The organism is Nocardia sp. NPDC051756 (assembly GCF_040681495.1).
Classification (GTDB): Bacteria; Actinomycetota; Actinomycetes; order Mycobacteriales; family Mycobacteriaceae; genus Nocardia.
The window spans coordinates 290,758-316,290 of record NZ_JBFAYV010000005.1; the positions used below are offsets into that span (position 1 = coordinate 290,758).

24 protein-coding genes are annotated in these 25,533 nt (G+C 67.0%); 13 read left to right on the top strand and 11 right to left on the bottom strand.

The genetic code is table 11. The features are described from left to right. Window positions 1-60: 60 nt before the first annotated feature. On the bottom strand, window positions 61-240 hold the full coding sequence (locus AB0M22_RS23320) for a hypothetical protein (protein ID WP_150404733.1): 180 nt from the start codon (window positions 238-240) through the stop codon (window positions 61-63). A gap of 275 nt (window positions 241-515) precedes the next feature. Between AB0M22_RS23320 and AB0M22_RS23325 the strand changes: the two genes are divergently transcribed. Beyond that, the gene (locus AB0M22_RS23325) at window positions 516-2,474 is read left to right on the top strand and encodes an ABC transporter ATP-binding protein/permease (protein WP_364730491.1); all 1,959 of its coding nucleotides are present in this window, start codon (window positions 516-518) and stop codon (window positions 2,472-2,474) included. Between the two features lie 68 nt (window positions 2,475-2,542). On the opposite strand, the gene AB0M22_RS23330 is transcribed toward AB0M22_RS23325, so the two are convergent. Continuing rightward, complete coding sequence (locus AB0M22_RS23330) at window positions 2,543-3,460, bottom strand: alpha/beta hydrolase (protein WP_364730494.1); 918 nt, start codon at window positions 3,458-3,460, stop codon at window positions 2,543-2,545. Between the two features lie 105 nt (window positions 3,461-3,565). Next, the gene (locus tag AB0M22_RS23335; RefSeq protein ID WP_364730497.1) at window positions 3,566-4,144 is read right to left on the bottom strand and encodes a TetR/AcrR family transcriptional regulator; all 579 of its coding nucleotides are present in this window, start codon (window positions 4,142-4,144) and stop codon (window positions 3,566-3,568) included. A 229-nt stretch (window positions 4,145-4,373) separates the two neighbouring features. Between AB0M22_RS23335 and AB0M22_RS23340 the strand changes: the two genes are divergently transcribed. Continuing rightward, window positions 4,374-5,489 carry a hypothetical protein gene (locus AB0M22_RS23340; RefSeq protein ID WP_364730500.1) on the top strand — a complete coding sequence of 372 codons (1,116 nt, stop codon included), beginning with the start codon at window positions 4,374-4,376 and terminating at the stop codon, window positions 5,487-5,489. Window positions 5,490-5,491: 2 nt separating this feature from the next. Here the strand turns inward: AB0M22_RS23340 and AB0M22_RS23345 are convergent, their stop codons facing one another. From AB0M22_RS23345 to AB0M22_RS23360, 4 genes are all read right to left on the bottom strand, one after another. Next, a complete protein-coding gene (locus AB0M22_RS23345; protein ID WP_364730504.1) occupies window positions 5,492-7,021 on the bottom strand; it encodes an FAD-dependent monooxygenase in 1,530 nt (509 codons plus the stop codon). 69 nt (window positions 7,022-7,090) lie between these two features. Then, complete coding sequence (locus AB0M22_RS23350) at window positions 7,091-8,101, bottom strand: DNA topoisomerase IB (RefSeq protein WP_364730506.1); 1,011 nt, start codon at window positions 8,099-8,101, stop codon at window positions 7,091-7,093. Window positions 8,102-8,166: 65 nt separating this feature from the next. After that, window positions 8,167-8,361: a general stress protein gene (locus AB0M22_RS23355; RefSeq protein WP_364730509.1), complete on the bottom strand. Its 195-nt coding sequence runs from the start codon at window positions 8,359-8,361 to the stop codon at window positions 8,167-8,169. 101 nt (window positions 8,362-8,462) lie between these two features. Beyond that, on the bottom strand, window positions 8,463-9,731 hold the full coding sequence (locus AB0M22_RS23360) for a glycosyltransferase 87 family protein (protein WP_364730512.1): 1,269 nt from the start codon (window positions 9,729-9,731) through the stop codon (window positions 8,463-8,465). Between the two features lie 114 nt (window positions 9,732-9,845). Between AB0M22_RS23360 and AB0M22_RS23365 the strand changes: the two genes are divergently transcribed. After that, window positions 9,846-10,238: an ankyrin repeat domain-containing protein gene (locus AB0M22_RS23365; RefSeq protein WP_364730515.1), complete on the top strand. Its 393-nt coding sequence runs from the start codon at window positions 9,846-9,848 to the stop codon at window positions 10,236-10,238. A 64-nt stretch (window positions 10,239-10,302) separates the two neighbouring features. Then, a complete protein-coding gene (locus AB0M22_RS23370) occupies window positions 10,303-10,737 on the top strand; it encodes a nitroreductase family deazaflavin-dependent oxidoreductase (protein WP_364730517.1) in 435 nt (144 codons plus the stop codon). Window positions 10,738-10,740: 3 nt separating this feature from the next. On the opposite strand, the gene AB0M22_RS23375 is transcribed toward AB0M22_RS23370, so the two are convergent. Then, window positions 10,741-12,111, bottom strand: coding sequence for an FAD-dependent oxidoreductase (locus tag AB0M22_RS23375; RefSeq protein WP_364730519.1), 1,371 nt, complete (start codon window positions 12,109-12,111; stop codon window positions 10,741-10,743). Window positions 12,112-12,269: 158 nt separating this feature from the next. On the opposite strand from AB0M22_RS23375, the gene AB0M22_RS23380 reads away from it, so the two are divergent. The 3 genes from AB0M22_RS23380 (at window position 12,270) to AB0M22_RS23390 (ending at window position 15,012) form a co-directional block, all read left to right on the top strand. Next, window positions 12,270-13,826: an amino acid permease gene (locus AB0M22_RS23380; protein ID WP_364730522.1), complete on the top strand. Its 1,557-nt coding sequence runs from the start codon at window positions 12,270-12,272 to the stop codon at window positions 13,824-13,826. A 63-nt stretch (window positions 13,827-13,889) separates the two neighbouring features. After that, window positions 13,890-14,585 (top strand): hypothetical protein, encoded by a 696-nt coding sequence (locus AB0M22_RS23385; protein WP_364730525.1) that lies wholly within the window; start codon window positions 13,890-13,892, stop codon window positions 14,583-14,585. A gap of 58 nt (window positions 14,586-14,643) precedes the next feature. Continuing rightward, the gene (locus AB0M22_RS23390) at window positions 14,644-15,012 is read left to right on the top strand and encodes a hypothetical protein (RefSeq protein ID WP_364730528.1); all 369 of its coding nucleotides are present in this window, start codon (window positions 14,644-14,646) and stop codon (window positions 15,010-15,012) included. Between the two features lie 7 nt (window positions 15,013-15,019). Here AB0M22_RS23390 and AB0M22_RS23395 read toward each other — a convergent pair whose 3' ends face one another. Then, on the bottom strand, window positions 15,020-15,508 hold the full coding sequence (locus AB0M22_RS23395) for a carboxymuconolactone decarboxylase family protein (protein WP_150404715.1): 489 nt from the start codon (window positions 15,506-15,508) through the stop codon (window positions 15,020-15,022). Then, the gene (locus AB0M22_RS23400; RefSeq protein ID WP_364730532.1) at window positions 15,505-16,584 is read right to left on the bottom strand and encodes a dihydrodipicolinate reductase; all 1,080 of its coding nucleotides are present in this window, start codon (window positions 16,582-16,584) and stop codon (window positions 15,505-15,507) included. Before AB0M22_RS23400 ends, AB0M22_RS23395 begins: the two co-directional genes overlap by 4 nt. Before the next feature lie 516 nt (window positions 16,585-17,100). Between AB0M22_RS23400 and AB0M22_RS23405 the strand changes: the two genes are divergently transcribed. From AB0M22_RS23405 to AB0M22_RS23415, 3 genes are all read left to right on the top strand, one after another. After that, window positions 17,101-17,430 carry a hypothetical protein gene (locus AB0M22_RS23405; protein ID WP_364730535.1) on the top strand — a complete coding sequence of 110 codons (330 nt, stop codon included), beginning with the start codon at window positions 17,101-17,103 and terminating at the stop codon, window positions 17,428-17,430. A 66-nt stretch (window positions 17,431-17,496) separates the two neighbouring features. Continuing rightward, complete coding sequence (locus AB0M22_RS23410) at window positions 17,497-19,752, top strand: protein kinase (protein WP_364730538.1); 2,256 nt, start codon at window positions 17,497-17,499, stop codon at window positions 19,750-19,752. Window positions 19,753-19,844: 92 nt separating this feature from the next. Next, the gene (locus AB0M22_RS23415; RefSeq protein WP_364730540.1) at window positions 19,845-21,833 is read left to right on the top strand and encodes a hypothetical protein; all 1,989 of its coding nucleotides are present in this window, start codon (window positions 19,845-19,847) and stop codon (window positions 21,831-21,833) included. On the opposite strand, the gene AB0M22_RS23420 is transcribed toward AB0M22_RS23415, so the two are convergent. After that, window positions 21,812-22,384, bottom strand: coding sequence for an NADAR family protein (locus AB0M22_RS23420; protein WP_364730543.1), 573 nt, complete (start codon window positions 22,382-22,384; stop codon window positions 21,812-21,814). The genes AB0M22_RS23415 and AB0M22_RS23420 overlap by 22 nt on opposite strands. An 85-nt stretch (window positions 22,385-22,469) precedes the next feature. Between AB0M22_RS23420 and AB0M22_RS23425 the strand changes: the two genes are divergently transcribed. From AB0M22_RS23425 to AB0M22_RS23435, 3 genes are all read left to right on the top strand, one after another. Then, window positions 22,470-23,201 (top strand): tyrosine-protein phosphatase, encoded by a 732-nt coding sequence (locus tag AB0M22_RS23425; protein WP_364730546.1) that lies wholly within the window; start codon window positions 22,470-22,472, stop codon window positions 23,199-23,201. 293 nt (window positions 23,202-23,494) lie between these two features. Further along, window positions 23,495-24,367, top strand: a complete 873-nt coding sequence (gene erm / locus AB0M22_RS23430; protein WP_364730549.1) for a 23S ribosomal RNA methyltransferase Erm — start codon at window positions 23,495-23,497, stop codon at window positions 24,365-24,367. Continuing rightward, a complete protein-coding gene (locus AB0M22_RS23435) occupies window positions 24,364-25,530 on the top strand; it encodes a lactate 2-monooxygenase (protein WP_364730552.1) in 1,167 nt (388 codons plus the stop codon). The genes erm and AB0M22_RS23435 overlap by 4 nt, the downstream gene beginning before the upstream one ends. Window positions 25,531-25,533: the final 3 nt, after the last annotated feature.

A 25,533-nucleotide genomic window follows, 5' to 3' on the forward strand; every position in this document is an offset into this window, starting at 1 on the left:
TCGGGGATCGTCACCGGCTCTGTGCTGCGCAGGTCCGTTTCGGCGGGCCTGCGCAGGCGATCAGCAGTACTTGGTGCAGCGCGGCGGATGTTCGGTGTTGCAGGCCGAACCGCAGGTGGGACAGTGCGATTCGTCGCACCAATCGCCGCCGGTGGTCTTGGTGGACATGACCGGGGCGAGGATCCGGATCGGCTCGCCGATTCGAATGTCGAGGTCGAAATCGTCTACTGGTGCAGACATGTCATTCCTTTCCGCACGTGTTCACCGTGTGCGTTGGTTGGTAGTGCCCATCGGCTGGCCGCGTCGATTGCCCGATTCGGCCGTCTCCCACGGTGCTTCGTCGCCGTACCTGCGCGGCAGAGCAGGCAGCCACGGCCGCCCGGGAATTTCGCCCGGCCGAATCGGGAATCGCACCCTTGCGGGGTGGTGGGCGCCCGATTCGCCGGGAACGTTTCCCGGGAGTGCGCGGCTGTGGTCCCTGCCGATCGGGAAGGCCGCCGGGTGAGCCTGGTCGGGTGTCGACGGCCGAACCCGGTGCCGCGCCCCTCGTCGGCGTGGACGAAATGACCACGCCCACCTGGATGACGGTGGACCAGCAGGTGGCCGCCGCGGGGCTGTGGCGGACGCTGCTCGCGCTGCCTGCCGGTGCGCGCGTGGTGATCGGCCTGGCCTGGCAGGCGTCGGCACGGTTGACCGTCGGCACCGTGCTGCTCGCCGTGGCGGGCGGCTGCGCGACCGCGTTCGGCTTGCTGGCCACCGCGGACGTGCTGGGCGGGTTGCTCGCGCAGGGGCCGACGCCGGACCGGGTGGTATCGGCGCTACCGTCGGTGGGGCTGGTCGCGGGCGCGCTGGCGGTGCGCGCTCTGATCGAAAGTGCCACCGCCACAGCCGAAGCCTTGTTGAAACCCCGGGCCGAGCGGATCGCCCGGGACAAGGCGCACACCGCGATCGCACGGGTCGAGCTGGTCGCCTTCGAGGACAGTCACTACGCCGATCTGGTCCGCCAGGGGTTACAGCGCGGCATGGGCAGTATCGCTCGTTGCGTGCAGGCGATCGTCGGCATTTCCGGCGCGGCGATCCACGTGATCGCCGCGGTGACCACCACGGCGGTGCTGCATCCGCTGCTCGCGCCGCTGGTGTTGCTGGCCGTGCTGCCGGAGCTGTGGGCTTCGGCTCGGGCGGCGAAGCTGTCCTACCAGTCCTATATCCGGACGGTGACCCGCAATCTGCGCACCGCGATCGCCAGCGAGCTGCTGTCCGGCCGGGACACCGCGGCGGAGTTGCGCTCGTGCACAGCCGGTCCGGCGTTGCTCGCCGAGTATCGGCGGATCAGCGATCAGCTCACCGACGAGACCAGCCGGGTCGAATTGGCCAGGGCACGAGTGCGATTGGCCGGGCGCACCGTCGCGGGAGTGGGCACCGGCCTTGCCTACGGCGTGCTCGGCCTGCTGCTTTACCTGGATGCGCTGCCATTGGCGCTGGCGGGCACGGCGGTCGTCGCGATGCGGATGGCCGCGGCGGCGTTGTCGCAGACCATGATCGGGATCAACAGCCTCTACGAGAACATCCTCTACCTCGAGTTCTACGCCAACCTGCTGGAGCAGACCGAGCGGCACACCCGGCCACCTGCGACCGGGCGCGCACCCGCCGATCCGCGCGAAATCACCCTGGATTCGGTGTCGTTCACCTACCCCGGCCAGGACGAGCCCGCGGTGCGCGCGGTGAACGTGACCATCGGCCGCGGCGAGATCGTCGCGCTGGTCGGCGAGAACGGCTCGGGCAAGAGCACGCTGGCCAAGCTGATCACCGGCCTGTACCTGCCGACCAACGGCCAAGTGCGGTGGGACGGCGTCGATCTGGCCACGGTCGACGAGCAGTCCATCTACCGCCGCATCGCGATGGTCATGCAGGATCCCGCGCGCTGGCCGATGACCGCACGGGACAACATTCGCATCGGCCGGATCGAGCGCACCGATCCCGAGGGAACCACGCCGGAACTCCCACGCTGCCCATCCCAACTGCGGGAGGTAGGTCGGGTACGGCACCTGACGCGCCCAGCATTACTCGATCATCCCCAGGGACCAGGTTTACCTATCCAGGCAGGCACAACAACAGACATCCCAACCGGACCTGGCAACAGAAAGCTGAAGACCTACACAGGTTTTCACTGGAGCAGTGCTGGGCGCGTCGTGTGCCGTACCCGGCTTACCTCCCGCAGTCAGGTGCGTGTTCGTCGAGTTCCGGCGTGGTTCCTTGGCTGTGGTCCCGTTACAAACGCTTCGGACAAGAAGAGCGGGATGGTCGGTTGCGGTTCGGTGGTCGGAGTGTTGGCCGTAGTTGTTCGCACACCTGCTCCATCCATCACACTCCTGCTTCCACACTCCTGCTTCATCCTCCGCACACCTGTTTCATTCTTCGCACACCTGCTTCATCTTTCGCATATCCGTCAGCACGTTGAGAGGTATGCGGAGTGAGAAGCAGGTGTGCGGAGTTGACCTATCTGTCGCTTGGTTGAGCTTGCTGCGACGTGGCCCGCGCTCAGCTAACCGAAGAAGGCGGTCAGCTCACGCACCACCTGCTCCGGCTGCTCCTCGGCGATGTAGTGACCGCTGCCCTTGACCTCGACCACTCGAATATCGGTGCCCTTTTCCGCCGACATCTGTTCGCGCAGAACAGGATACGACTCCTCCCCGGCCAAGGTCAGGATGGGCAGGGTCAACGGTTCGTAGGTGGCGAGGTCCGCGATGTCTCGGCGCATCGTCTGATACCAGCCGTTGCCCGCCCGGATCGCCGCCGGCGCATCGTAGGCGTGCGCGTAGATGCGCCGCGCTTGCTCCTCGACCGACGACTGATCGATCAGCATGTGCCCGTAGAGCCAATCGATCACCAGCCGAAAGCGGTCGGCCAGAAGCTGTTCCGGTAGCTCGCGCAGCTGGTTCAAGGCGAACCACCACGGATAGCCGCCGCGCCCGTCCACGAGCGCCTTCTCCTGGCCGTCGCTGCTGGGCAGCATGGGGATCGCCTGCCAGGCGGCGTCGGGGACACCCATGTCCATGGTGACCAGTCGCCGTACCGACTCGGGGAAGTTGGCGGCGAGGTGATAGGCGAGCGAGGCGCCGATATCGTGCCCGGCCACGAATGCGGACCGGTGACCGAGGTGCCGGATCAGTTCGTGGATGTCGCGCGCCATCGTCTTCTTGTCGTAGCCGGACTCGGGTTTGGCCGAGCCGCCCATGCCGCGCAGGTCGACGGCGGTCACTCGATAGCGAAGAGCCAACTGCGGCAAGATCTTCCGGAATTGCCACCAGGTCTGCGGCCAGCCGCCGAGCAGGATCAGCGGCTCCCCCGCGCCGCCGGTGACGTGGTGCAGTCGGACGCCGTTGACCTCGGCGTAGGCGCTGGTGAAATCGCCGGCCAAGGAGGCGGCCAGCTCGGCATCGGTGGGGACGGTGCGTGTCACAGAGTTACCTTTTCTTTAACGATCAGTCCAGAAAATGGGCATGGCAATGCCCGAACAGGCGTGCGTGCTGCCCGAACGGGCGGTGTGGTGCGAACCGACGAAATGTCAGGCGAGCAGGGCGAGCGCCTGTTCGACGGTGTCGTCGAGGAAACGTTGCCGGACGGGCGTCTTGCCGACCACGCGAACGCCTTGCAACAGCGTCACGAGAAACCTGGCCAGCACGACCGGATCCCGCTGCACCGACAACTCCCCCTCGGCGCGAGCCCGCAGCAGCGCGCTCGTGAACACCGTCTCCATGGTTTCCAAACTGGAGATCACCAGTCGACGCGCGCCCTCGTCGGCGGGGAGTTCGACCGCGGTATTGGTCATCAGACAGCCTTTTCGCTGTTCGTCGGCGAGCGAGCTCTCGGCATACCAGCGGACCATGGCGCGGACCGCGTCGAGCGCGGAACCCGGCCCGGACAGCTGCGCGAGCAGGTCTGCCCTGGTGTCGTCCACGTAGCGTTCGACCGCTTTGAGATAGAGCTCGCGCTTGCCGCCGAACGCGCCGTAGATGCTGCCGCGACCCAGCTTCAGGTGATCGACCAGGTCCTGCATGGACGTGGCCTCGTAGCCCTGTCGCCAGAACAGCTCCATCGCCGTCCGCAGCGCGACGTCCGGATCGAATTCCTTCGTTCTGCCCACCTCGGTGAGACTACGTTATCTGGACCGATCATTCAAATAAATTGGCGGCGGCTGGTCGGGCGGGCGGCTGATCCCTTAAGCTTGGGTCATGAACTGGTGCACGCGATTTCTGCGCCCCGGGCCGTCAGTCGGCCGCGGGGTCTGTCGCGTGCGTCCGCTCGCGTAGTTCCGGCGGCAGTCGTCGGTTCGGGGGTTTCACCGAATCCGACCGACTACCAAAGGAATACGCATGCCTACCTATCTCACTCCCCTGGATCTGTCGCGCGCGCTGACCGTGCGCGATCTCAGCGATGCCGCGCAGGGGCCACACGCCATGCAGACGCTGCTGGACGGGACCGTCGACGCGCTGGTCCGCGCGTGGGGGTCGACCGTGCGCGTGGTGCGCAACTCGCCGCTCGTCGCGGTCGTCGACAACTACGACAAGCTGGGCTACGACCTCGCCGACGTCACCCGCGACACCCGCTACACCCGCTACGTCAGCCCCACCACGATGCTGCGCAGCCACACTTCGGCCGATATCCCTGAGACGCTACGGAGTTACGCCGACTCGGCGGTGGCGATCGATGACCTGATCGTCGTGCCGGGCCTGGTCTACCGCCGGGACGTGGTCGACCGCATCCATGTCGGCGAACCGCATCAGGTCGACCTGTGGCGGCTGCGCTCGAGCCCGGACACCGGCGACGCCGACGTCCACGACATGGTCGCCCACCTGGTGGAGGCCGTCCTGCCCGGCGCGCAATGGCGTACGACACCGGCCCGGCACCCCTACACCGCCCTCGGCCGCCAAGTTGACGTGCGCCTCGGCGACGACTGGCTCGAACTCGCCGAGTGCGGGCTGATCGCCGACCACGTCCTCGCCGGTGCGGGACTCGATCCCACCCGCTGGTCCGGCACCGCGCTCGGCATGGGTCTGGATCGAGCCCTGATGTTGCGCAAGGGAATTCCGGACATCCGCTACCTGCGCTCGGCGCACCCGCGGATCGCCGAGCAGCTGCGCGACCTGTCGCCGTGGCGGCCGGTCTCCATGCTGCCGCCGATCCGCCGCGACCTGTCGGTGGTGATCGCCGACGACACCGACGACGAAACCCTCGGCGACACAGTGCGCAAGGTGCTGCACGATCGGGTCGACGACATCGAGTCGGTGCTCGTCACGGCCCGGACGCCGTGGGCGGAGCTGTCCGAAAAGGCAAGGGACCGGCTCGGAATCGTCCCGGGTCAGACGAATGCCGTTGTGCGACTGGTTCTCCGGCCGCTGACCCGGACGCTCACCGACGAGGAGGCGAATGCGCTGCGCAATCAGGTGTATCTCGCGATCCACGTCGGCCCGCGACTGGAGCTGGCATGAATCTATGCCGCAGCGCCGAACCAGCGAATCAACGCTGCTTCCAGTCCATCCCGGTCACCCGAGTCCGCGGCCCACGCCACGAATCCGTCGGGGCGAACCAGCAGCGCGGTCAGCTCGCCGGGTCGCACAGTCTTGGCCGTGACCACCCGGACCTGAGCCGCCCAGGGTGCCGCCGCCGTACGCAGTTCCGCCGAATCGGCCAGGTCGAACAGCACCGCACCGCCCTCGAAGAAGTGCTCGCCGATCCTGGTCCCGTCGGACAACTCGAAATCGGGCACCATGGCGCCGACCCGTTCGTGGCCGCCGCCGAGGTCGTAGCGGTGCAGCACGCCGGAGATCTTCTGGAACACCATGGTCGTGCCCTCGCGGGTGGCGAGCAGTTCGGTCATCACCGCGCGAAGTTCCCTGCTGCGCTTGTCGGTTCGCATCAGGGCGACCTGGGCCCGGGTCCAGTCGAGCACCCAGGCGCCGACCGGATGCCGCTCGGTGGTGTAGGTGTCGAGCAGGTCCGTCCGTGCTTTCCCCTGCACCACCGCGGCCAGTTTCCAGCCGAGGTTCACCGCGTCGCCGACACCGAGGTTCAGCCCCTGCCCGCCGAACGGTGAATGCACGTGGGCCGCATCGCCGGCCAGCAGCACCCGGCCCCGGCGATACTCGGTGACCTGCCGGGTGTTGTCGGTGAACCGGGTGGCCGAGTGCACGGCGGTGATCTGCACCGGAACACCGGACACCGCACGCAGGCTCGCCTGGAGATCGGCGGCGGTGATCGGTGCGTTGCGGTCGGCGGGCGGCCCGTCCAGCTCCACGGTGAGGATGCGGCCGATCGCCGGGTTGTAGACATACATGCCGGTGTCGGTCGCCGTCCATCCGGGTATCAGGGCTTCGGCTCCGGTCATGTCGACCAGTGCCTGATCGCCGGTCACCTCCGGGCCGAGCCCGGGAAAGTCGAAGCCGGACCGCTTGCGCACGATGCTGCGCCCGCCGTCGCAACCGACCAGCCAGGCGGCCCGAATCGTGTTGTCGCCGAGCCGGATCGTGACGCCGTCACCGTCCTCGGTGAAGTCGGTGAGTTCGACGCCGCGGCGCACGATGACACCCAGCTCGGCGGCGCGGCGCCCGAGGGCGGCCTCGATGTCCTGCTGCGGGACGAAGAAGACCTCGCCCGCCGGACCCAGGTCGGCGAAGTGGGGAACGTCGAAGTCGACCAGGCCGATGTCGAGCATGATGCCCGCGAAATGCCCGGCGAATCTCAACTTCAACGGCTCGGTCCCGGGCGACTCGGTGCTATCGCGCACGAACAACCCCATCTTCGCGCGCGCCCGCTCCTGATCGACGATCAAATCCGGCAACAGCCCGCGTCGGTAGAGCGCCTGCGCGGTCGGCACATTGATCCCCGCGGCCTTCATCGTGGGATCGATCTCATCGAGCCGCTCGACCACCAATACGTCCACCCCGGCGAGCCGCAATTCGCATGCCAGCATCAGCCCGACGGGCCCGGCCCCGGCTACTACTACATCAAATGTCTCGTTCATGAATCCGACTGTGCCGTCGGCCGATTGCGGCGCCCTTGCACCACCCTTGCGCGGTGTCTTGCGTCCGGCTCACTTCGTCTTGCGAAGCAGCCGAATCACCGCCTGATCGACCAGCTCTCGGCGGGCGTCGTCGGAGTCGGCCCGGCGGGCGCGACGCAGCGCGGACGCGATGGTCGATCCGTTCTCGAACGCCGTGACCACCCGCGGATCGACATAGGAGTTGCGCGCGACCGTCGGCGTATTGCCGAGCGCCGTCGCGACGTCCTCCATGACCTTCTTCACCACCGCCTTGCGGCCGCGTTTGGAGGCAGGACGTTCGGTCGACGCGAAGTCCGCGGCCGCCAAAACCGTTGCCTGCCAGGTGCGTAAGTCCTTGGCGCTGCACTCGCAGCACGCGAGTTCCTTGAACCGGAGATTGATGTCGTCGGCGTGCAATTCGCGATAGCCGGTGCCGTTGCGGTAGACGAGCAACCGTTCCGAGCCGGACTTGCAGCGTCGCAACGCGCGAACGGTCTTGGCCACCAACGGTTCCCGAATGCTCACGCGTCGCCGGATACCGCCCTTGGCCGGATAGTCGAACAGCATCTCGTCCCCGGACATCCGCACCTGCTCCCGCAGGAGCGTGGCGACCCCGCGCGTGCCGTTCTCCTCCGCGTATTCCTCACCGCCGACCCGGAATACGCCACGGTCCAGCAGTTCGATGGCCACCGCCTCGGCTCGGTGCCGACCGAGCCCCTGCTCGGCCAGATCGGCCCTGAGCTGCCGCCTCACCTCGGGTAACCGGGCCGCCAGCTCGAGCACCCGGTCGAACTTCTCTTCGTCGCGGTCCTTGCGCCACTGCGCGTGGTACAGATACTGCCGCCGACCGGCCGCGTCGACGCCGACCGCCTGCACGTGGCCGTTGGGATGCGGGGAGATCCACACCTTGCGCCACGCGGGCGGAATCACCAAAGCTTTGATCCGGTCGAGGGTTTCGTCGTCGGTCACCGGTTCGCCGCCGGTGGTCGCGTAGGAGAATCCGCGGCCGCGTCTGACCCTGGTCAGGCCGGGACCGTACACGGTGCTGCGGCGCAAGCGCATCGGGCTGCCATCCCCTCGGGACGGACGATGGGCGAGGCCGTTGCCTCGCCCATCGACTGTTTCGACTATCGGTTCAGGTGGCTGCGTTCGCCGCCGAGGCGTTTGGCCGCGATCGGCTGGGCCGCCGCGCCCTTCTTGCCTGCCTCGCTGGCCCGCTTGGGGTCGTTGTCGAAGCTGCCGCTGCTCGCCTTGCCACCCTGGCTGGCGATCTTGCGCTGCTGCTCCGCGTCCATGGCGGCAAAGCCACGTCGGGCGGCCATGAATCCCTCCTTGCCTCGAGTAATTCTGTCGGCGACGGCTGGGTGCCGTCACTGACGGCCCTACCCGGGGATCCTGGCAGCAAACACTCGGGAGGTCAGGATCAGTGTTGCGGCACCAGCGCGGGGGTGGGTTCCGGCACCCGGGCCGCGCGGCGGCCGGAGACGAAGTACAGCGCGACGAGCAGGACGCTGAACCAGACATAGGTGTTGCCGATGAAGTGTTGCCATGGGGTCCACTGGGTTTCGCGATGCTCGCCGTCGGGCAGCCAGTTCTGCGGGCCGTAGACGAAGACCGCGGTCATGACCGCGATGGTGATCGACCAGCCGATGGCCTGCCTGCGCGGCAGCAGCGTGGTGTAGCCGATCGCGGCGGCCAGAGCAGGCGCGATCCAGACCCAGTGGTGTGACCAGGAGATCGGGGACAGCAGCAGGGTGAAGACCGCGTTGATGGCGAGCGCGAGCGGCGGGAAGTCGGCCGCCCGGCGCATCGCGGCGACCACGAGGACCAGCAGCGCGGCGCCGAGGACCAGCCCCAGCACGGTCGAGGCCGGTTTAGGCACCTGCAAGCGGGACAGAACCGCCTGGATCGACTGATTCGTATGGAAGGCCGATCCGCTCAGGCCGGACACATTGCCCATGCCGCCGAACCAGTACTTCACGGAGTCGCGCGGCAGCACCGCGAAGCCGAGCAGGGTGGCCGCCGCACCGGTCGCCGCGGCCGTCGCCGCCGACTTGTAGTCGCGGCGGACCAGGAAATACAGCACGAACGCCGCGGGGGTCAGCTTGATCGCGGCGGCGATGCCGATCAGCATGCCGCGCCGCCAGCGCGGTTTGAACGCGAGGCAGTCGGCCGCGACCAACGCCATCAGCAGCAGATTGACCTGACCGAAGTCCAGCGTGGCGTGCACCGGTTCGAGCAGCAGGGCCAGCGGTGTCGCACACGCGGTGGCGAGCAGGACCAGCCTGCGCTGCTCCTCGCCGGGCCACACCCGCCGGGCGACCAGGTACAGCGTCAGCGCGAGGGCGAGCACCGAGGAGACGAAGAAGGTGAACGCGGCCGCATGCCACGGCAGCAGCGCGAACGGGCTCAGCGCCAGTGCGGCGAACGGCGGATAGATGAACGGCAGCCCGAACCCGATGCTGGTCTGCGGCAGCTGCCCGTACATGTCGTTGCCATGCCGCAGCGCGTCGACCCCGAGGCGATAGACCTGTAGGTCGATGAATCCACCGGTGATCTTGTGGAACGGCCAGGTCGGCAGCAGCAGACAGAACGCGGCGAACGCGATACAGGCGACGGGTGCCAGCCACACCGCGACGCCGAGTCGACGGTTCTTGGCATCCGGCTCAACGCGGGTGGTCACACTACTCATCCGCGGCGACTATACCGACCTATCGCGTCCGGCACACCAGGTGGGAGGGGCCTTCCGGGGCCGGCCGGACGATCCGGCGCAAAACGGACGCCGCGCCGTGGTAGGAATGGGCGAATGAGCGATGACCTGGATCCGGAAATCGTCGAGCTGGCCACCAAGGTGTTCGGCTTCGCGCGGCAGGGGGATGCTGCCTCGTTGGCCACGTATGTGGATGCTGGGGTGTCCGCGGATCTGACCAATGATTCGGGCGACACGTTGCTGATGCTGGCGACATATCACGGGCATCGGGATGCGGTGGCGGCGTTGCTCGATCGGGACGCGGATCCGAACCGGGCCAACGACAAGGGGCAAACTCCTTTGGCCGGTGCGGTTTTCAAGGGTGAGTCCGAGATCGTGCGGCTGCTCATCGAGTCCGGCGCGGACCCGGACGCCGGGACGCCGTCCGCGCGCGATGCCGCCCGCATGTTCGGCAAGGCCGATCTGCTGGAGCTGATGGCCGACTACTGACCGGCCGGAATTTCGACGCTCGCCCGGTGGTTGCCGGAGGAAACGCAACCGCTGGAGGAATGACGTGTCCGAGAACGCCACCATCGAACCGAAGAGCTTCAACGAGCAGGTGATCGACGAGTTCCGTGCCAACGCGGGCAAGGTCGGCGGCATGTTCGAGGGCGCGGCCATGGTGCTGATCACCACCACCGGCGCCAAATCCGGACGCCGCATCACCAGCCCGCTGGTCTACCTGCCCGACGGGGACCGGATCGTGCTCATCGCGTCCAACGGCGGCGCCGACAAGCACCCGTCCTGGTACTACAATCTGCGCGCGAACCCGGACCTGACCGTGGAGATCGGCACCGAGCGGTACGAGGCGAAGGCCGAGGTCGTCACGGGCGCCGAACGCGACGCGCTCTACGCCAGGATGGTCGAGATCATGCCCGGATTCGGTGAATACCAGGAGAAGACCTCGCGGGTGATCCCGGTTTTCGTGGTGCACCGCCACGCGGCCTGAGCGCTATCCGCGCTCGCGCACCGCGACGACCGCCTTGCGGGCGGCCACCAGGATGGGGTCCCACACCGGGGAGAACGGCGGTGCGTAGCCGAGATCGAGGGCGGTCATCTGTTCGACCGTCATCCGCGCGGTGAGCGCGACGGCAGCGATGTCGACGCGCTTGCCCGCGCCCTCCCGGCCGACGATCTGCACGCCGAGCAGGCGTCCGGTGCGCCGCTCGGCGAGCATCTTCACCGTCATCATCGCGGCGTCGGGGTAATAGCCCGCGCGGCTGGTTGATTCGATGGTGACGGTGACGTATTGCAGGCCCGCGGCGCGGGCGTCCTTCTCCCGCAGGCCGGTTCGCGCGACCTCCAGGTCGCAGACCTTGCTGACCGCGGTGCCGACCACACCGGGGAAGGTCCCGTATCCCCCGCCGACCCCGGCGCCGATGATCTGGCCGTGCTTGTTGGCGTGCGTGCCGAGCGCGATGTGACGTTCCCGCTCGGCCACCAGATCCAGCACCTCGACGCAATCGCCACCGGCCCAGATGTTTTCGTGGCCGCGCACCCGCATGGCCAGATCGGTGAGCAGTCCGCCGAACTCCCCCAGCGGCAGGCCCGCCGCGCTCGCCAGTTCAGTGTCGGGGCGCACGCCGATGCCGAGCACCACCACGTCCGCGGCATACTCCGCGCCGTCGGCGACCACCGCACGCACGAGACCCTGTTCGTCGGTGCGGATCTCGGTCACCTCGGCATTGCCGACCACCTTGATCCCCATGCCGCACATGGCATCTCGGACCAGCGCACCCATGTCCGGGTCCATCGTCGACATCGGCTCGGGACCGCGGTGCACCATGGTGACGTCGTAACCGCGCTGAATCAGCGCCTCCGCCATCTCGACTCCGATGTACCCGGCGCCGACCACCACCGCGCGCTTGCCCTCGATGCGGTCGAGAGTCTCGATCAGCGCCTGCCCGTCGTCGAGGGTCTGCACTCCGTGCACGCCCTGCGCGTCGATGCCCGGCAGCGGCGGCCGGATCGGGCGCGCGCCGGTGGCGATCACGAGTTTGTCGTAGTCCGTCCATGATTCGGCGCCGGACTCCAGATCGCGGGCGCGCACCCGGCCGCCCGCTACGTCGAGCTCGAGCACCTCGGTGCGCATGCGCAGATCGATGTCGCGGGATCGATGCTCCTCGGGCGTGCGGGCGATCAGCGCGTCCCGCTCGGGCACGTCGCCGCCGACCCAGTACGGGATGCCGCACGCGGAGAACGAGGTGAACCGCCCGCGCTCGAAAACCACGATCTCCAGCTCGCTCGCGTCCTTCAGCCTGCGTGCCTGCGAGGCCGCCGACATTCCGGCCGCGTCACCACCGATGACCACCAGTCGCTCCATGCGCTTCACGCTACGGCGGACCGTCCATCGCCGGAGGGAGGGGGTCGCCGCGATTTGCTGCGGTATTCCTGGTTGCCGTGCGGTTGACCCGGGTTTACTCCACACTGATCTTCTGGCAAACGCTGTGTGAGGGCAGCGTTTACACCCGGGAGCTACACATGAGTGATCAACCGTCTCCGTCCGACGATGAACGTCGGCTCGCCGAACTCGGCTACAAACAAGAATTGGCCCGATCCTGGTCCGGATTCTCGAACTTCGCCATCAGTTTCACCATCGTCTCCATCCTGACCGGCGGATTGGCCAGTTACGGAATCGGTTTGGCCAATGGCGGCCCGATCACCATGGCCTGGGGCTGGCCGTTGGTCTCCATCATGGTGCTTTTTATCGGCATGGCGATGGCGGAATTGGCCTCGGCCTATCCGACCTCCGGCGGCCTGTACTGGTGGGCGGCGCAGCTCGGCGGCCCGGTCTGGGGTTGGTTCACCGGGTGGTTCAACCTGATCGGCCAGATCGCGGTGACCGCGGCAATCGATTACGGGGCGGCGATCTTCACCACCGTGGTACTGAACGTGATCGGCATCGATATCGGCACCGACCGGACCGCGATCTTCCTGGTCTTCATCGTGATCCTGGTGCTGCACGCGGTGCTCAACGCGATCGGGCCGCACCTGTCCGCGGTGATCAACAACATCTCCGCCTGGTGGCACGTCGGCGGCGTGGCGATCTTCGTGCTGGTGCTCGCGTTCGGCGCGAATCATCATCAGAGCGTCGAGTTCGTGTTCACCAAAACCGTCGACAACGCCGGCGTCGGATTCGGCGGCGTGGCGTTCAGCTTCCTGCTCGGCCTGCTGCACGCGCAATACACGTTCACCGGATACGACGCGTCCGCGCACATGTCCGAGGAAACCCACGATGCCTCGCGCATGGCCGCCAAGGGCATCATCAACACCATCGTGGTCTCGGCGATCGCCGGTTATCTGCTCATCATGGCGGTGACCTTCGCCATCCCGAATCTCGACGACGCGCTGGATCCGACGAAGAACAGCGGTTATCCGGTGATCTACATCCTGGAGAACTCGCTCAATTCGTTCTGGTCCGGGCTGTTGCTGATCATCGCGGCGATCGCGCAGTTGTTCTGCGGGTACGCCTCGGTCACCTCGGCCTCGCGCATGCTGTTCGCGTTCGCCCGCGACGGCGCGGTGCCGGGATCGGCGCTCTGGTCGAAACTTTCGGCCAAGCGGGTGCCGGTGAACGCGGTGCTGTTCATCTCGGTGTTCGCCTTCGTGCTGCTGATTCCGTCGATGCTGGTGCCCGCCGAGAACGCGCCGACCGCCTACGCGGCCGCCACTTCGGTCGCCACCATCGGGCTCTACATCGCCTACGGCATCCCGATCCTGCTGCGGCAGGTGCACGGCACCCGGTTCCGCACCGGCCCTTGGCAATTGGGCAAGTGGTATCGCCCGGTCGGGGTGGTGGCGCTGATCTGGATCGTCCTGATCAGCTTCCTGTTCATCCTGCCCACCGACGACCGCGGCTATCCGTGGAACAGCGAATTCACCTGGAACACCGTCAACTACGCGCCGATCGCGTTGGTCGGCGTGGTCGGCGCGATCGGCATCTGGTGGCTGGTTTCGGCGCGCACCTGGTTCACCGGCCCCAAGCGCACGGTGGAGGAAGCGCCGGATGCCGGCGACGAGACGGCGGTCAAAGCTTGATCGACCGGCGCGAAGCGACTACTGGTTCGTGGTTTGTCGGTGCCGGTCGCTAAGTTCGTCGGTATGGAAAGGATCGACCTGGAGGACAATCCGGCCCGCGGCCGGATTGTGTTTCCGGGAAACCCGTGGCCGGCCGGACACGCGATCGAAGAGTTCGCGTGGACCGGGCGGATCGACGAGAACGGCAATTTATGGTTCGACTTGCACCTGCGGTCGGCCCGGTATGTTGCCGAGGGGGACGCGGAAAGTGCCGTGGCGGCCGATGATTGGTCGTCACCGGCGGTCTGGCAGAACTATGGGAGTTGCACGCTGTCGTCCACCTACTGGGGCGAGGACGACGGCACCGGTTTTCTGGCCGCCACGCCCGGAAATCCATTTCATCTGAAAGAGTTGACACCACAACGACTAACGGCCGATCCGCTGCCGCTCATCGAGATCGATCAGCTCGAATATCTCGCCTTCAACATCTACCTGTTGGGCCACGATTCGGTGGCCGACCAGGAGGTGGTTTTCACCCGCCGCCCGGACGGCAGCCACGACATCGCCTGGCGCGGACGCATCGCGCTCACCTACGTCGACGACGCCGAATTCCGGCATCGATTCGAGGCCCGAATCATCGCGCCGCTGGAATACATCCGCTACCCGGCCAGCCTTTCGCTGGAGGAGGCGCACGATCATCTCCAGGCCGTCGTGGACGCGCCGGAATTCTTCACCACCGGGCTGGTGGACGGTCAGCCCGCCTGGGTGCCGAACCGTTAACTATCGGAAAACGGTTGTCCCAGCCTCTATTTCGCGAAATCGCGCTACCGTTGGACAGATGAATTACGAGTTCGTGGTGCTGCCGATGGGAGCCGTCGACTCGCCCGCCGAGGTCCCGGCTTACGTCCGGACCCAGGCCGGACAACCGGTCGACGAGCAGTTACGCCGGTTCGTGCTGTCCGGTCTGCACCTGTGGAACGGCCGGGTGCCCGCGGCTTACCGGCACGCACTGCTCAATGTCGAGGCCGCGGGGAATTCGATCCGGATAACCGCGGCCGACCGCGCCGATCGGCGCAGGCACCGCGGGTCGGCGGTGGACAGCGCGGCCACCGCGGTGCGCGGGCTGATCGAGAGTTTGATTTCCGGTTTGGCCTATCAGCTCTACGACGCCGCGGACGACACGTTCTGGCCCGAACGCACCGAATAATCGTTAGTTATGCGGCCGAATGTCCAGGCAGCACACAGACGGTGTCGAGGCCGAGAACTCGATTGAGCCGGCCGAAGGCCAGCCAGGAACCGATGCTCATGCTCAGTTCCACGAGTTCGACCTGGGTGTACTCGGTGAGCATGCGGGTCAGGAACTCGTCGTCGATGCCGTGATGATCGAGGGCGTAGCGTTCGGCGTATTCGGCGGCGAGCCGGGTGCGTTCGTCGAACGCCTCGGTGAGTCGCCAGTCGGTGACGGCGTCGGCGAACTCCGCCTCCACCTTTTTACCGTCGCGTTCGGTGCGCCAATCCTGGCAGAAGATACAGCCGTTGATTTGCGCGATACGCAAACGGGCGGCCTCGAATTCGCGCAATCCGAGCGTGCTGTGCGAATACACCGACATCGAGAACTGCGCGGCGGCCACGCCGATGCCGGGCACCATTTCGCCCCAGACGTAACCGATCGGGTCCTTGCCCTCGGGAATATCGATGATCATGGGTGTTTCCTTCCGAGTTTGCCGACTGCCGGACGCAGTGGAATATCGAGCGCGTCATAGAGTCCGGGTTCGGCGTCGGCGAGCCAATCGATGGCGCTCACCAAACGACCTACGGCAGTGGCATTTCCGCCCGCGGCCCGGTTGCCGTTCTCGTCGGACGCCTCGATGGTGACCTCGATGTGCGGACGCCCCTCGATGATCACCCGGTGCGCGCCGTCGCCGTCGGCGGGCGCGGGCCAGTCCGGGGCGCAGGACGGATGGATGCGGGTGACGTGTTCGACGATGATGCGCGGCTCGCCGTCGACGATGCCCTGCACCTCGAAGCGGACGGCGCCCTGGCCGCCGGCCACGAACTCACCCATCGACTGCGTGCTGATCGTGGTCTCGAGCGGCTGCCGTTCGAGGGTCTCGCGGATCTCGTCGAGTTCGACGCCGAGTGCGCGGGCCATCAGGCGAATCTGCCCGCCCCACACCATGGTCGGCACCGTCGGCGCGAGCATGGGCGGCTGGTAGTCCATCGGCTGGCCCATGCCGACCAGCCAGCGCACCGAGTCCGGCTGGTCGTAGGTGGAGTAGTCGAAGATCTCCTGGCAGCGGATCACGTCGACGGTGCCGCCGAGGCCGCTGATCAGCAGGGGCAGCACGTCGTTGCCCCAGCCGGGGTCGACGCCGGAGACGAACAGCGAACCGCCGCCCTCGGCGATCGCGGCCAGCACGGGGTCGCGGATCTCGGGCGGGGCGTTGCGCGGGTCGTAGAGCGCGTACAGCGCGGGCGTGACGACGATCGCGCCGGCCCGGATCGCCCGGACGATGTCGGCGAGCGCGTCATCGGGGCGGATATCGCCGGAGGCCGCGTACACGACCGCGCGCGGACTTGCCGCGAGGACCGCGTCGATGTCGTCGGTGGCCGCGACCCCGACCCGATAGTCGAGACCGCTCAGCTCTCCCGCGTCGCGCCCGACCTTGTCCGGATTGTGCACGAGCACATTCGTGAGGGTCAGCGCCGGATGTGCCTCGACGGCCCGAATGGCCGCCCGGCCGACATTGCCGGTGCCCCACACCGCCGTGGAGATCATGCCGGGAGCGTAGCAAGCGCTTGGTCGGTTTCACTCGGTTATGGAAAAGGTGGGGTCCGGTAGCGCACAGGGGAGGCAGCAGGTAGGCTTAGCGACATCTCAGGTCCCGCGTGATCACTCCGCGACTGAAATCCTCCCCAAAATCCTCCCGAAGTTATCTGTAACCGTCGGTTACAGATAAATCCTCCACCGTCAGCGGTGCCCTACGAGCAGGCATGCGCACCAAGTGGCGCTGCACCGTCTACAGCGGGCAGGTCGCGTGCTTCGATTCCGGCCGCGCCGGACAGGCCATCGGATGAATTTCACGGACGCGAACCCGACTGCCGCACAACACATCACAACAATTGATCACGCGCGTAACCAGCGCGCTTATCGTCACGCCGGAACGAATGTTCCCCAGTCCCCGAATTCGACACCTGCCATGGCCTGGCCGGGTTAGGTTTAGAACGCTCGGGGGCGGGCTACAAGGTGGTGTCATGCGGTACCGGGCCAGATTTCGATGGGCGAGGAGGGGTAATGACCGTGGATCCGACCGCACTCGGTTATGTGCGACGCGATATCTCGGGTCCGCAGCAAGCCTGGGATGAAACCCAGATCCGAAGTCTCGCAAAGCGACTCGGCTACGACCTGGTCAAAACGATCATCTTCGACGCGGACAGCGAATACCGCCTCGACCAACTCGAAACCGCGGTCAAGATCAACAACGCCGAAGCCGTGATCACCCCCACCCTCGACCACCTCGACGGCGCCGCCGATCCCCTGGTCAAATTCTGCGACGTGATCACCCTCCGCCCCGAAAACACCTACGCCCGTTGGGCCTTCCCCAAAGCCCAGGCCGACGGGTAGAGCCGCGCCCGGTTTTTCCCGAGCAAACGTCCGGTTTCCGGAGGGCGCCGGGGATACTATGCGCAGATGGCGCACCCCGCCCCGCCGGTTTCGGGGGCGACGGTCGCATCGGACCGTTCGCCCGGGAGTTCGCGCGGCAATGGGGTCGCCGAGGTGGTGGAACGGTTCGCCGAGGCCTGGCAGGCCGGGGCCGAACCGCCGGACCTGCTGGCCTATCTGCCGGATTCTCCCGGCATTCGCCGAGTGTCGTTGATCGAATTGATCAAGGTCGATCTGGCGAATCGGTGGGGTCGCGGCGCGGCGCCGAAACGGCTCGCGGAGTATGTGGCGGATCTGCCGGAACTGCGGACCTGGCCGTTGCCGCCGGATCTCATCTACGAGGAATTCCACGTGCGCAGGCGCGCCGGGAGTTCGGTTCAGGTGGCGGAGTACACCGCGGCGTATCCCGAGCAAGCCGAACAGCTTTCGGAAATGCTGGGCACCGACGATTACCACAGCACGATGATGTCGGCGGCCGAGCCGGTGAATCTCGACGATATCGAGGTCGGGCAGAAGATCGACGACTTCGATCTGATGACCGGGCTCGGCCGGGGCGCGTTCGCGCGGGTGTTCCTCGCGCGGCAACGATCAATGCAGCGGCTGGTCGCGGTGAAGATCTCCCGGGACAAGGGCACCGAGCCGCAAACGCTGGCGCAATTGGACCACGATTACATCGTTCGGGTCTTCGACCAGCGGGTATTGGAAAGCCGGAAACTACGGCTGCTCTACATGCAATACGTGCCGGGCGGAACGCTGTTCACCGTGCTCGAACGGGTCCGCGTCACACCGCCGGACCAGCGCGACGGAAACCTATTGCTCGACGTCATCGACACGGTACTGGCCGACAAAGGCGAGATCCGCCCGAGCGAATCACCGTTGCGCGCGGAACTGGCCCGGCTGTCCTGGCCGGAAACCATCGCCTGGCTGGGCCGGCGACTGGCCGAGGCGCTCGACTACGCGGGCAACGTCGGCGTCCTGCACCGCGACATCAAACCGGCGAACGTATTGCTCACCGCGGACGGCATTCCCAAGCTCGCCGACTTCAATATCAGCTTCAGCGGCAATGTTTCGGGCGACAGCCCGGTCGCCTACTTCGGCGGCTCGCTGGCCTACATGTCACCCGAGCAGCTGGCCGCGGTGCATCCGGAGCACGCGAGCACGGCCGAGGACCTAGACACCCGCAGCGACCTCTACGCGCTGGCCGTGGTGCTGTGGGAATTGCTCACCGGCCGAAAGCCTTTCGCCGACGACTCGGTGACCGGCGGCGACCGCACCGCACTGGACGGCATGCTGGAGCGTCGCTCGGGCAGCCCGAAAGCGCTGCCGTACCAGGATCTTCCGCCCGATTGCCCGGCGGCGTTGGAGCGCGCTCTGGTGCGCGCGCTCGACCCCGAACCCGACAACCGTTGGCCGCGTGGGGCGGACATGGCCCAGCAGCTGGAGGTCTGCCTGGACACCAGAGCCCGCGACCTGGTCGACCCGCCGCCGTCGAGCTGGCGGCTGCGCGCGCGGCAACTCATGCACCCGATCATGGCGCTGGCCATCGCGGTGCCGAACGCGCTGGCCATCTGGTACAGCTACCTGCACAACCGGACCCTGATCATCAGCAAACTGGACGCGCCGGCGCAGCACCGATTCGATCAGATCGCGGTGACCACCTACGGGCTGTGCTTCCTGATCGGTTTCCTCGTCACCAACATCCTGCTGGCGAATCTGTGGTCCATTTCGCGCGGACTGCGCAAAGGAAAGTCCTACGACGCCGCCACGCTGGCCCGCGCGCGCGGCGACACCCTGCTGCTCGGCAAGCGAAATGTGCTGACCTGCTTCGCGCTCTGGGTCATCGCGGGCGTGGTCGTCCCGGTTTCGGTGCAGGTCTCCGGCAATCACATCCCGCCACAGTCGTACGTGCACTTCTTCATCACCCAGATCGTGTGTGGCGCGATCGCCATGGCCTATCCCTATTTCCTGGTGAACTTCTACGCCGTGCGCTCGCTCTATCCGATGTTCCTTCGCCACGGCGGACTCGGCGCCCAGGACGCGCGCCGCCTGCAACAGCTCGACCGGCGCAGTACCTACTTTCTGGCCATTGCCGCCGCCGTCCCGCTGCTCGGTGTCGCAGGTGCGACGTTCATTCCGCCCGCGGATATTCCGGCGGTTATCGTGGCGCTGCGGGTGTTGTGCGTGGGCAGCGCGCTGGCGTTTGTCGGCGTGTACTGGCTGTTCCGCATGCTGGAGAAGGACCTGGCCGCGCTCGAACGCATTGTCGCCCGGTCCGGTCGCTAGCCCCGCAGGATTGCTGGGCCATTCCCGGCTATGGCGGGTACGGTATACCGGGCCGCAACGGCAAGACGCATTCGGCGGAAAGGCGGGCATCGATGAACGAGCCGTATTCGTCATGGGCCGCTCGGAATTCGCCCGACGACCGCCCGCTCGCCGCCCGATATCAGAGCGCGGAACCCATCGTCTTGCGCGGCAGCAAGGTCTATCCGATGTATACCGAGCAGGTCGGGCCGGACCCGACGACGGTCACGGTGACGCTGCTCTCCACCGCTCCCCCCGCCGGATTGCGTGGGCTCGGGATGGGCCTATCGGTGGTCGACGGCTATGTCGGCCTGAACGGTCGCCGCCTGGCCGGGGTCGATGTGTGGTCCGACGCCCTCGTCGGCGGGATCAGTTTCGACATCATCGGCACCGCCCCCGTCACGCTGGTGACGCTGACCCCCGTCTGGGTGGACGGTTTCGGCGAGCAGAAGTCCTGGGTCGGCAATTACGGCATCGTCATCGAGAACGCACCGGACGGCCGAAGGATCCTGTGGTGCAGCATCGGCGAGGGGCCCGCCAATTTCGCCAACCTCGTCGTCGAGGTGACCACCTCCCCCGCGGCACTGCAAACACAGCCGCATCCCGCCCCGGATGCTCAGCACACCCATCCGCTGCGGTCGATGCCGAACCTGCCCACGAATCCGACCGGGGCTTATCCCTCGGCGACGCAGAACAACGCGCACCATCCGACCATGCAGTCGGCGCAGAACAATCCCGGCGGCGTTGCGCAGCCGAGTTCGAATGTCGCAACTGCTGGCGCTCCGCAGACGCCGGCGGCACTCCAATCGACTCCGCCGAACCCGCAAGCCGGTAATCAATCGGCACCGCTCAACTCACCGGCCGCCGCTCAGCAGCCACCGCCGAACTCATCGGCTACCGCCCAACAGCCGAATTCCCCCCATGGAGTCCAGCAGCCCCTACCGAATCCGCAGGCCGGTAATCAAGCGGCAGCGCGGAACCCGCAGGCCGGTAACCAACTGTCACCGCCGAATCCACAGGCCGGAAATCCACCGGAACCGACCGGCTCGCACGCGGGTAGTCAATCGTCACCGTCGAATCCCTATTCGGGCGCCCAATACTCACCACCCAACTCGCATGGCAGTTCCCAACAGCCACCAGCGAATCCGCAGGTCGGCACCCAGACAGCACCACCTAACGCGTACGCCGGTGCCCAATCGTTGCCACCGAACGCGCACATGGGTGCCCAGCAACGACCGCCGAACCCACAGGCCGCTGCCCAGCAGCCGCCCACCTCACCAGCCGCCGCGCAACAGCCGAACTCGCACGCCGGTGCCCAACCGTCGCAGCTCAACCCACACGCTGGTGCCCAACAGCCACCGCCCCACTCACCGGCCGCCGGTCAGCAGCCACCATTGAACTCACCGGCCGCCGCCCAACAGCCGAATTCACCCAACGGAGTCCAGCAGCCTCCCCTGAATTCGCCCGCCGACGCCCAACCGACTCAGGCTTCCAATTCGGGCGTTCACCAGCGTCCGCACGCAACCGCGCCACAGCCGAACCCGCATTCGGGCGTCCACCAACCACCCCCGAGCCCACGCGCGGGAACTCAGTCGCACGACAACCCCCACGTCGGCACGCACCCCCCGACCCCGCACCTCGGCTCGGACGCCCAATATGGCCCCGGCGTCCAGTCCGCCCCCACCCGCCCCATGCAGACCAAGCCGGCCACCGAGGCAGAACCACCCCCGGACACCAGCTACCGCACCGCCCTCTACGACCTGGGCGTGGCCATGTACGGCCGCGGCGAGGAAGACCAGGCGTGCGGGCTATGGGCCCAGGCCGCCGACGCCGGCCACGCGGGCGCCGCCTACGACCTCGGCGTTGTCCGCTTCCGCCGCGGCGATCTGGACGATGCCGAACGCTGGTGGCGCACCGCGGCCGACCGCCGCGAACCCCGCGCCATGGCCGGCCTCGCCGAACTGCTCGACCGCCAAGGCAATTACACCGAGGCGCGGGTCTGGCGCGCGTGCGCCGACGAGGAACGCGTGACGAAGTCCGATCAGTCGGTCAGCTCCGGCTGACCGCCGCGCAGTTCGGCGCGCGCCGCCATCAACGCAAATCCCAGCAGGTTCAACCCCGGCCACTGTGCCGGGTCCTCGGCCCGCGGATCGTCGGCCGCCAGCCCGATCCCCCAGATCTGGTCCACCGGACTGGCTTCCACCAGCACCCGATCCCCAGTGCCGAGCAGATACTCGGTCAGCTCCGCGTGCTGGCCGAACTTCGCGACATTCCCCCGCACCACCACGTCGTACCGGTGCGCACTCCACACCTTGCCGTCGAAGCCGCGGACCTCCCGCCCGAGCGCCTTCGCCGCCTTCGGCGTCGGCGCCGCCAGCACCCGCTCGGCATTGTCCGTATCGCCGAAAAGCCGCGCCTTGCCCCACATCATGTAGTGCTCGGCCGAGGCGAACTCCAAGCCGTCGAGGACGAACGGCGCAGGCCACCACTGGCTCAGGCAGCTGGCCCCGATCCGTCCGCTCCGTTCCGGTTGATGCCCCCAGAACAGCAGATAGTCCACCTTCTCGCCCGCGGTTGTCACCCTGACCAGGTCGCCTACCGAACGCAGGTTCATGATCAAAGTGTGCCCTATGGCCGGGCGTGCTCGCCTACCAAATATCGGTGATCGGCGTTGGAGGCGGCCGACATAGGGTCGAGTCGTGAACAGGCACATCGCTTTCGAACGACTGCACAACTTCCGCGATCTGGGTGGGTACCCGACCGCGGACGGACAGGCAGTGCGCTGGGGACGTCTGTTCCGCTCCGATTCGCTGAGCAAACTGCGCGACGCCGATTTGCGGCGCTTCTTGGACCTGGGTGTCACCACGGTTATCGATCTGCGGTACCCGTGGGAGATCGACGCGAAAGGCCGAGTACCCCACTATGATTCGCTCACCTATCACAATCTCAGCATCGAACATCGGCCCTATGATCAGGCGGCGCTCGGCCCGGAAATCGAGGTCGGCCCGTACCTCGCCGAGCGCTTCTTGGAGGTCGCGTACGACGGCGTCGAGGAAATCCGCGAAGCCCTCGACGTGATCGCCGCCACGGACGGACCGACGGTCTTCCACTGCGCGTCCGGCAAGGACCGCACCGGCCTGCTCGCCGCCCTGGTCCTGACCTTGCTCGGCGTCTCCGACCAGCAGATCATCGAGGACTTCACCCGCACCGAGCTGGCCACCGAGCGTCTCGTCGCGGACTGGCGGGCCGCCTATCCGGACAAGGAACTGACCTGGCCCGGCTACGGACGCGCACCCGCCGAGGTGATGCGTCTGTTCCTCGACGGCTTGGCTGTCGATCACGGCTCGGTGCACGGATACGCGACGGACCTGCTCGGCGTCGACGACGATCTGATCGCGGCCCTGCGTCGGAGTCTGCTCGAACCGAACTGACCCGATCAGCTGGTCCGGCGCGCGATTAAAGCGGTCGCGTCCGACGGGACCGGTGGGATATCTTGCCAGACATGGGCAGTTTGGAGATGACCGGAGTGTGCGCGGTCGGCGCGTACTACCTGCGGCTGCGCACGGAGGCCTGGGCTCTGCCAGCGCACCGTTGCACTCCGGTGTCCCGACTGTTCTGATCGGGACCTGCACCGGCGGTCGATAACCGCCGGGTTTTCTGTGCCCTGGCATGGGTCCGGGCGAATCACTTTTCCTGATTCGACCACTCCGTTCGGAGGACACCCATGTCCCGCCATCGTTCGCTGCCGCGTGCCCGCGATACGCGCGTCAGTACGCGAAAGCGTTTATCCCAGAACTTTCTCACCGATGCCGGTGCCGCCCGATTGATCGTGCGCTCGTCCGGCATCGATGCCGACGATCTCGTATTGGAGATCGGCCCCGGCGACGGCATGCTGACGAGGCACTTGCTCACCACGGCAGGCCGGGTACACGCCTACGAGAAAGACGCCCACTACGCCGACCGGCTGCGCAGGCGGTATGCCGGTAATGCTCGAATAAGTCTGTACAACAAGGATTTCCGCGCCGTTCACGAACCGGGCGAGCCGTTCGCGGTGGTGGCCAACGTCCCGTTCGCGGTCACGACCGACGTGGTGCGCTGGTGCCTGGCCGCTCGTCGGCTCACGTCAGCCACCCTGCTCACCCAATTGGAGTTCGCCCGCAAGCATTCCGGCGACTACGGCCGCTGGACCAAACTCACCGTCACCCATTGGCCCACTGTCGCAATGGAATTGGGTGCCCGCATCGGACGCGGCAGCTTCCACCCGGTACCCCGCGTCGACACCGCGATCCTGCACCTACGCCGCCGCCCGAACCCACTCCTGCCCACCTCGGCCCTCCCCGACTACCGCCGGCTCGTCGAACTCGGCTTCTCCGGCATCGGCGGCTCCCTGGCCAACTCCCTGCGCCACGAGTTCCCCGCGCGCACCGTCCGGGCCGCCTGCACCACCGCGGGCGTCGCACCGACCGAGCCGGTCGGCCTGATCGACCCGGACCGCTGGCTTGTCCTCTATCGGTCATTGCGAACCCCGGCCAACTCACACCGCTACAGAAATGTATCGGATACATTCATGTATCAAACGAGGAAGGGAGCGCCGTGACCGGCAACTTCGGTGACTACCAGTACGAGATCTACTTCCAGGGCCTCGGCGGTGTCCAGCCCAACCTGCCGATGACCTTCTCGGAACTGGAGGCGAAGGCGCAGGCCGCGCTACCGCCGGGGATCTGGTCCTATGTCGCGGGCGGGGCCGGCGACGAGCTCACCCAGCGCACCAACGCGACCGCCTTCGAGAAGCTGGGCTTGACCCCCCGCATGCTGCGCGCCACCAAGGAACGCGACCTCTCGATCGATCTGTTCGGCCTGAAACTGCCGTCCCCGATCTTCATGGCCCCGGTCGGCGTGATCGGCCTGTGCGCGCAGGACGGTCACGGCGACCTCGCCACCGCCGAGGCCGCGGCGCGCACCGGCGTCCCGATGGTCGCATCCACGCTGACGGTCGACCCGCTCGAGGACGTCGCCGCCAAATTCGGCGACACCCCCGGCATGTTCCAGCTCTACACCCCGACCGACCGCGACCTGGCCCAGAGCCTGGTCAGCCGGGCCGAGGCCGCCGGGTTCAAAGCCATTGTGGTGACGCTGGATACGTGGGTGCCCGGCTGGCGACCGCGCGACCTGAGCACCTCGAACTTCCCGCAGCTGCGCGGCCACTGCCTGGCGAACTACTTCAGCGACCCGGTATTCCGCGGGATGCTCGCCAAGACCCCCGAGGAAGACCCGAAAACCGCGATCCTGACCTGGATTTCGCAGTTCGGCAACCCGATCACCTGGGACGACCTGGACTGGCTGCGCTCGCTGACCGATCTTCCCGTGGTGCTCAAGGGAATCTGTCACCCGGACGACGCCCGCCGCGCCAAGGACGCCGGCGTGGACGGCATCTACTGCTCCAATCACGGTGGCAGGCAAGCCAATGGCGGCATCCCCGCGATCGAGCACCTGCCCGGCGTGGTCGCCGCCGCCGACGGCCTGCCGGTGCTGTTCGACTCCGGAATCCGTTCCGGCGCAGACATTGTCAAGGCGTTGGCGCTCGGCGCGACCGCCGTCGGCATCGGCCGCCCGTACTGCTACGGGCTGGCTCTGGGCGGCGCCGACGGCATCGCGCACGTGCTGCGCGCGCTGCTCGCCGAGGCGGATCTGCTGATGGCGGTGGACGGCTATCCGACGATCGCCGACCTCACCCCGGAGACGATCCGCTGGTCGAGCTGACCG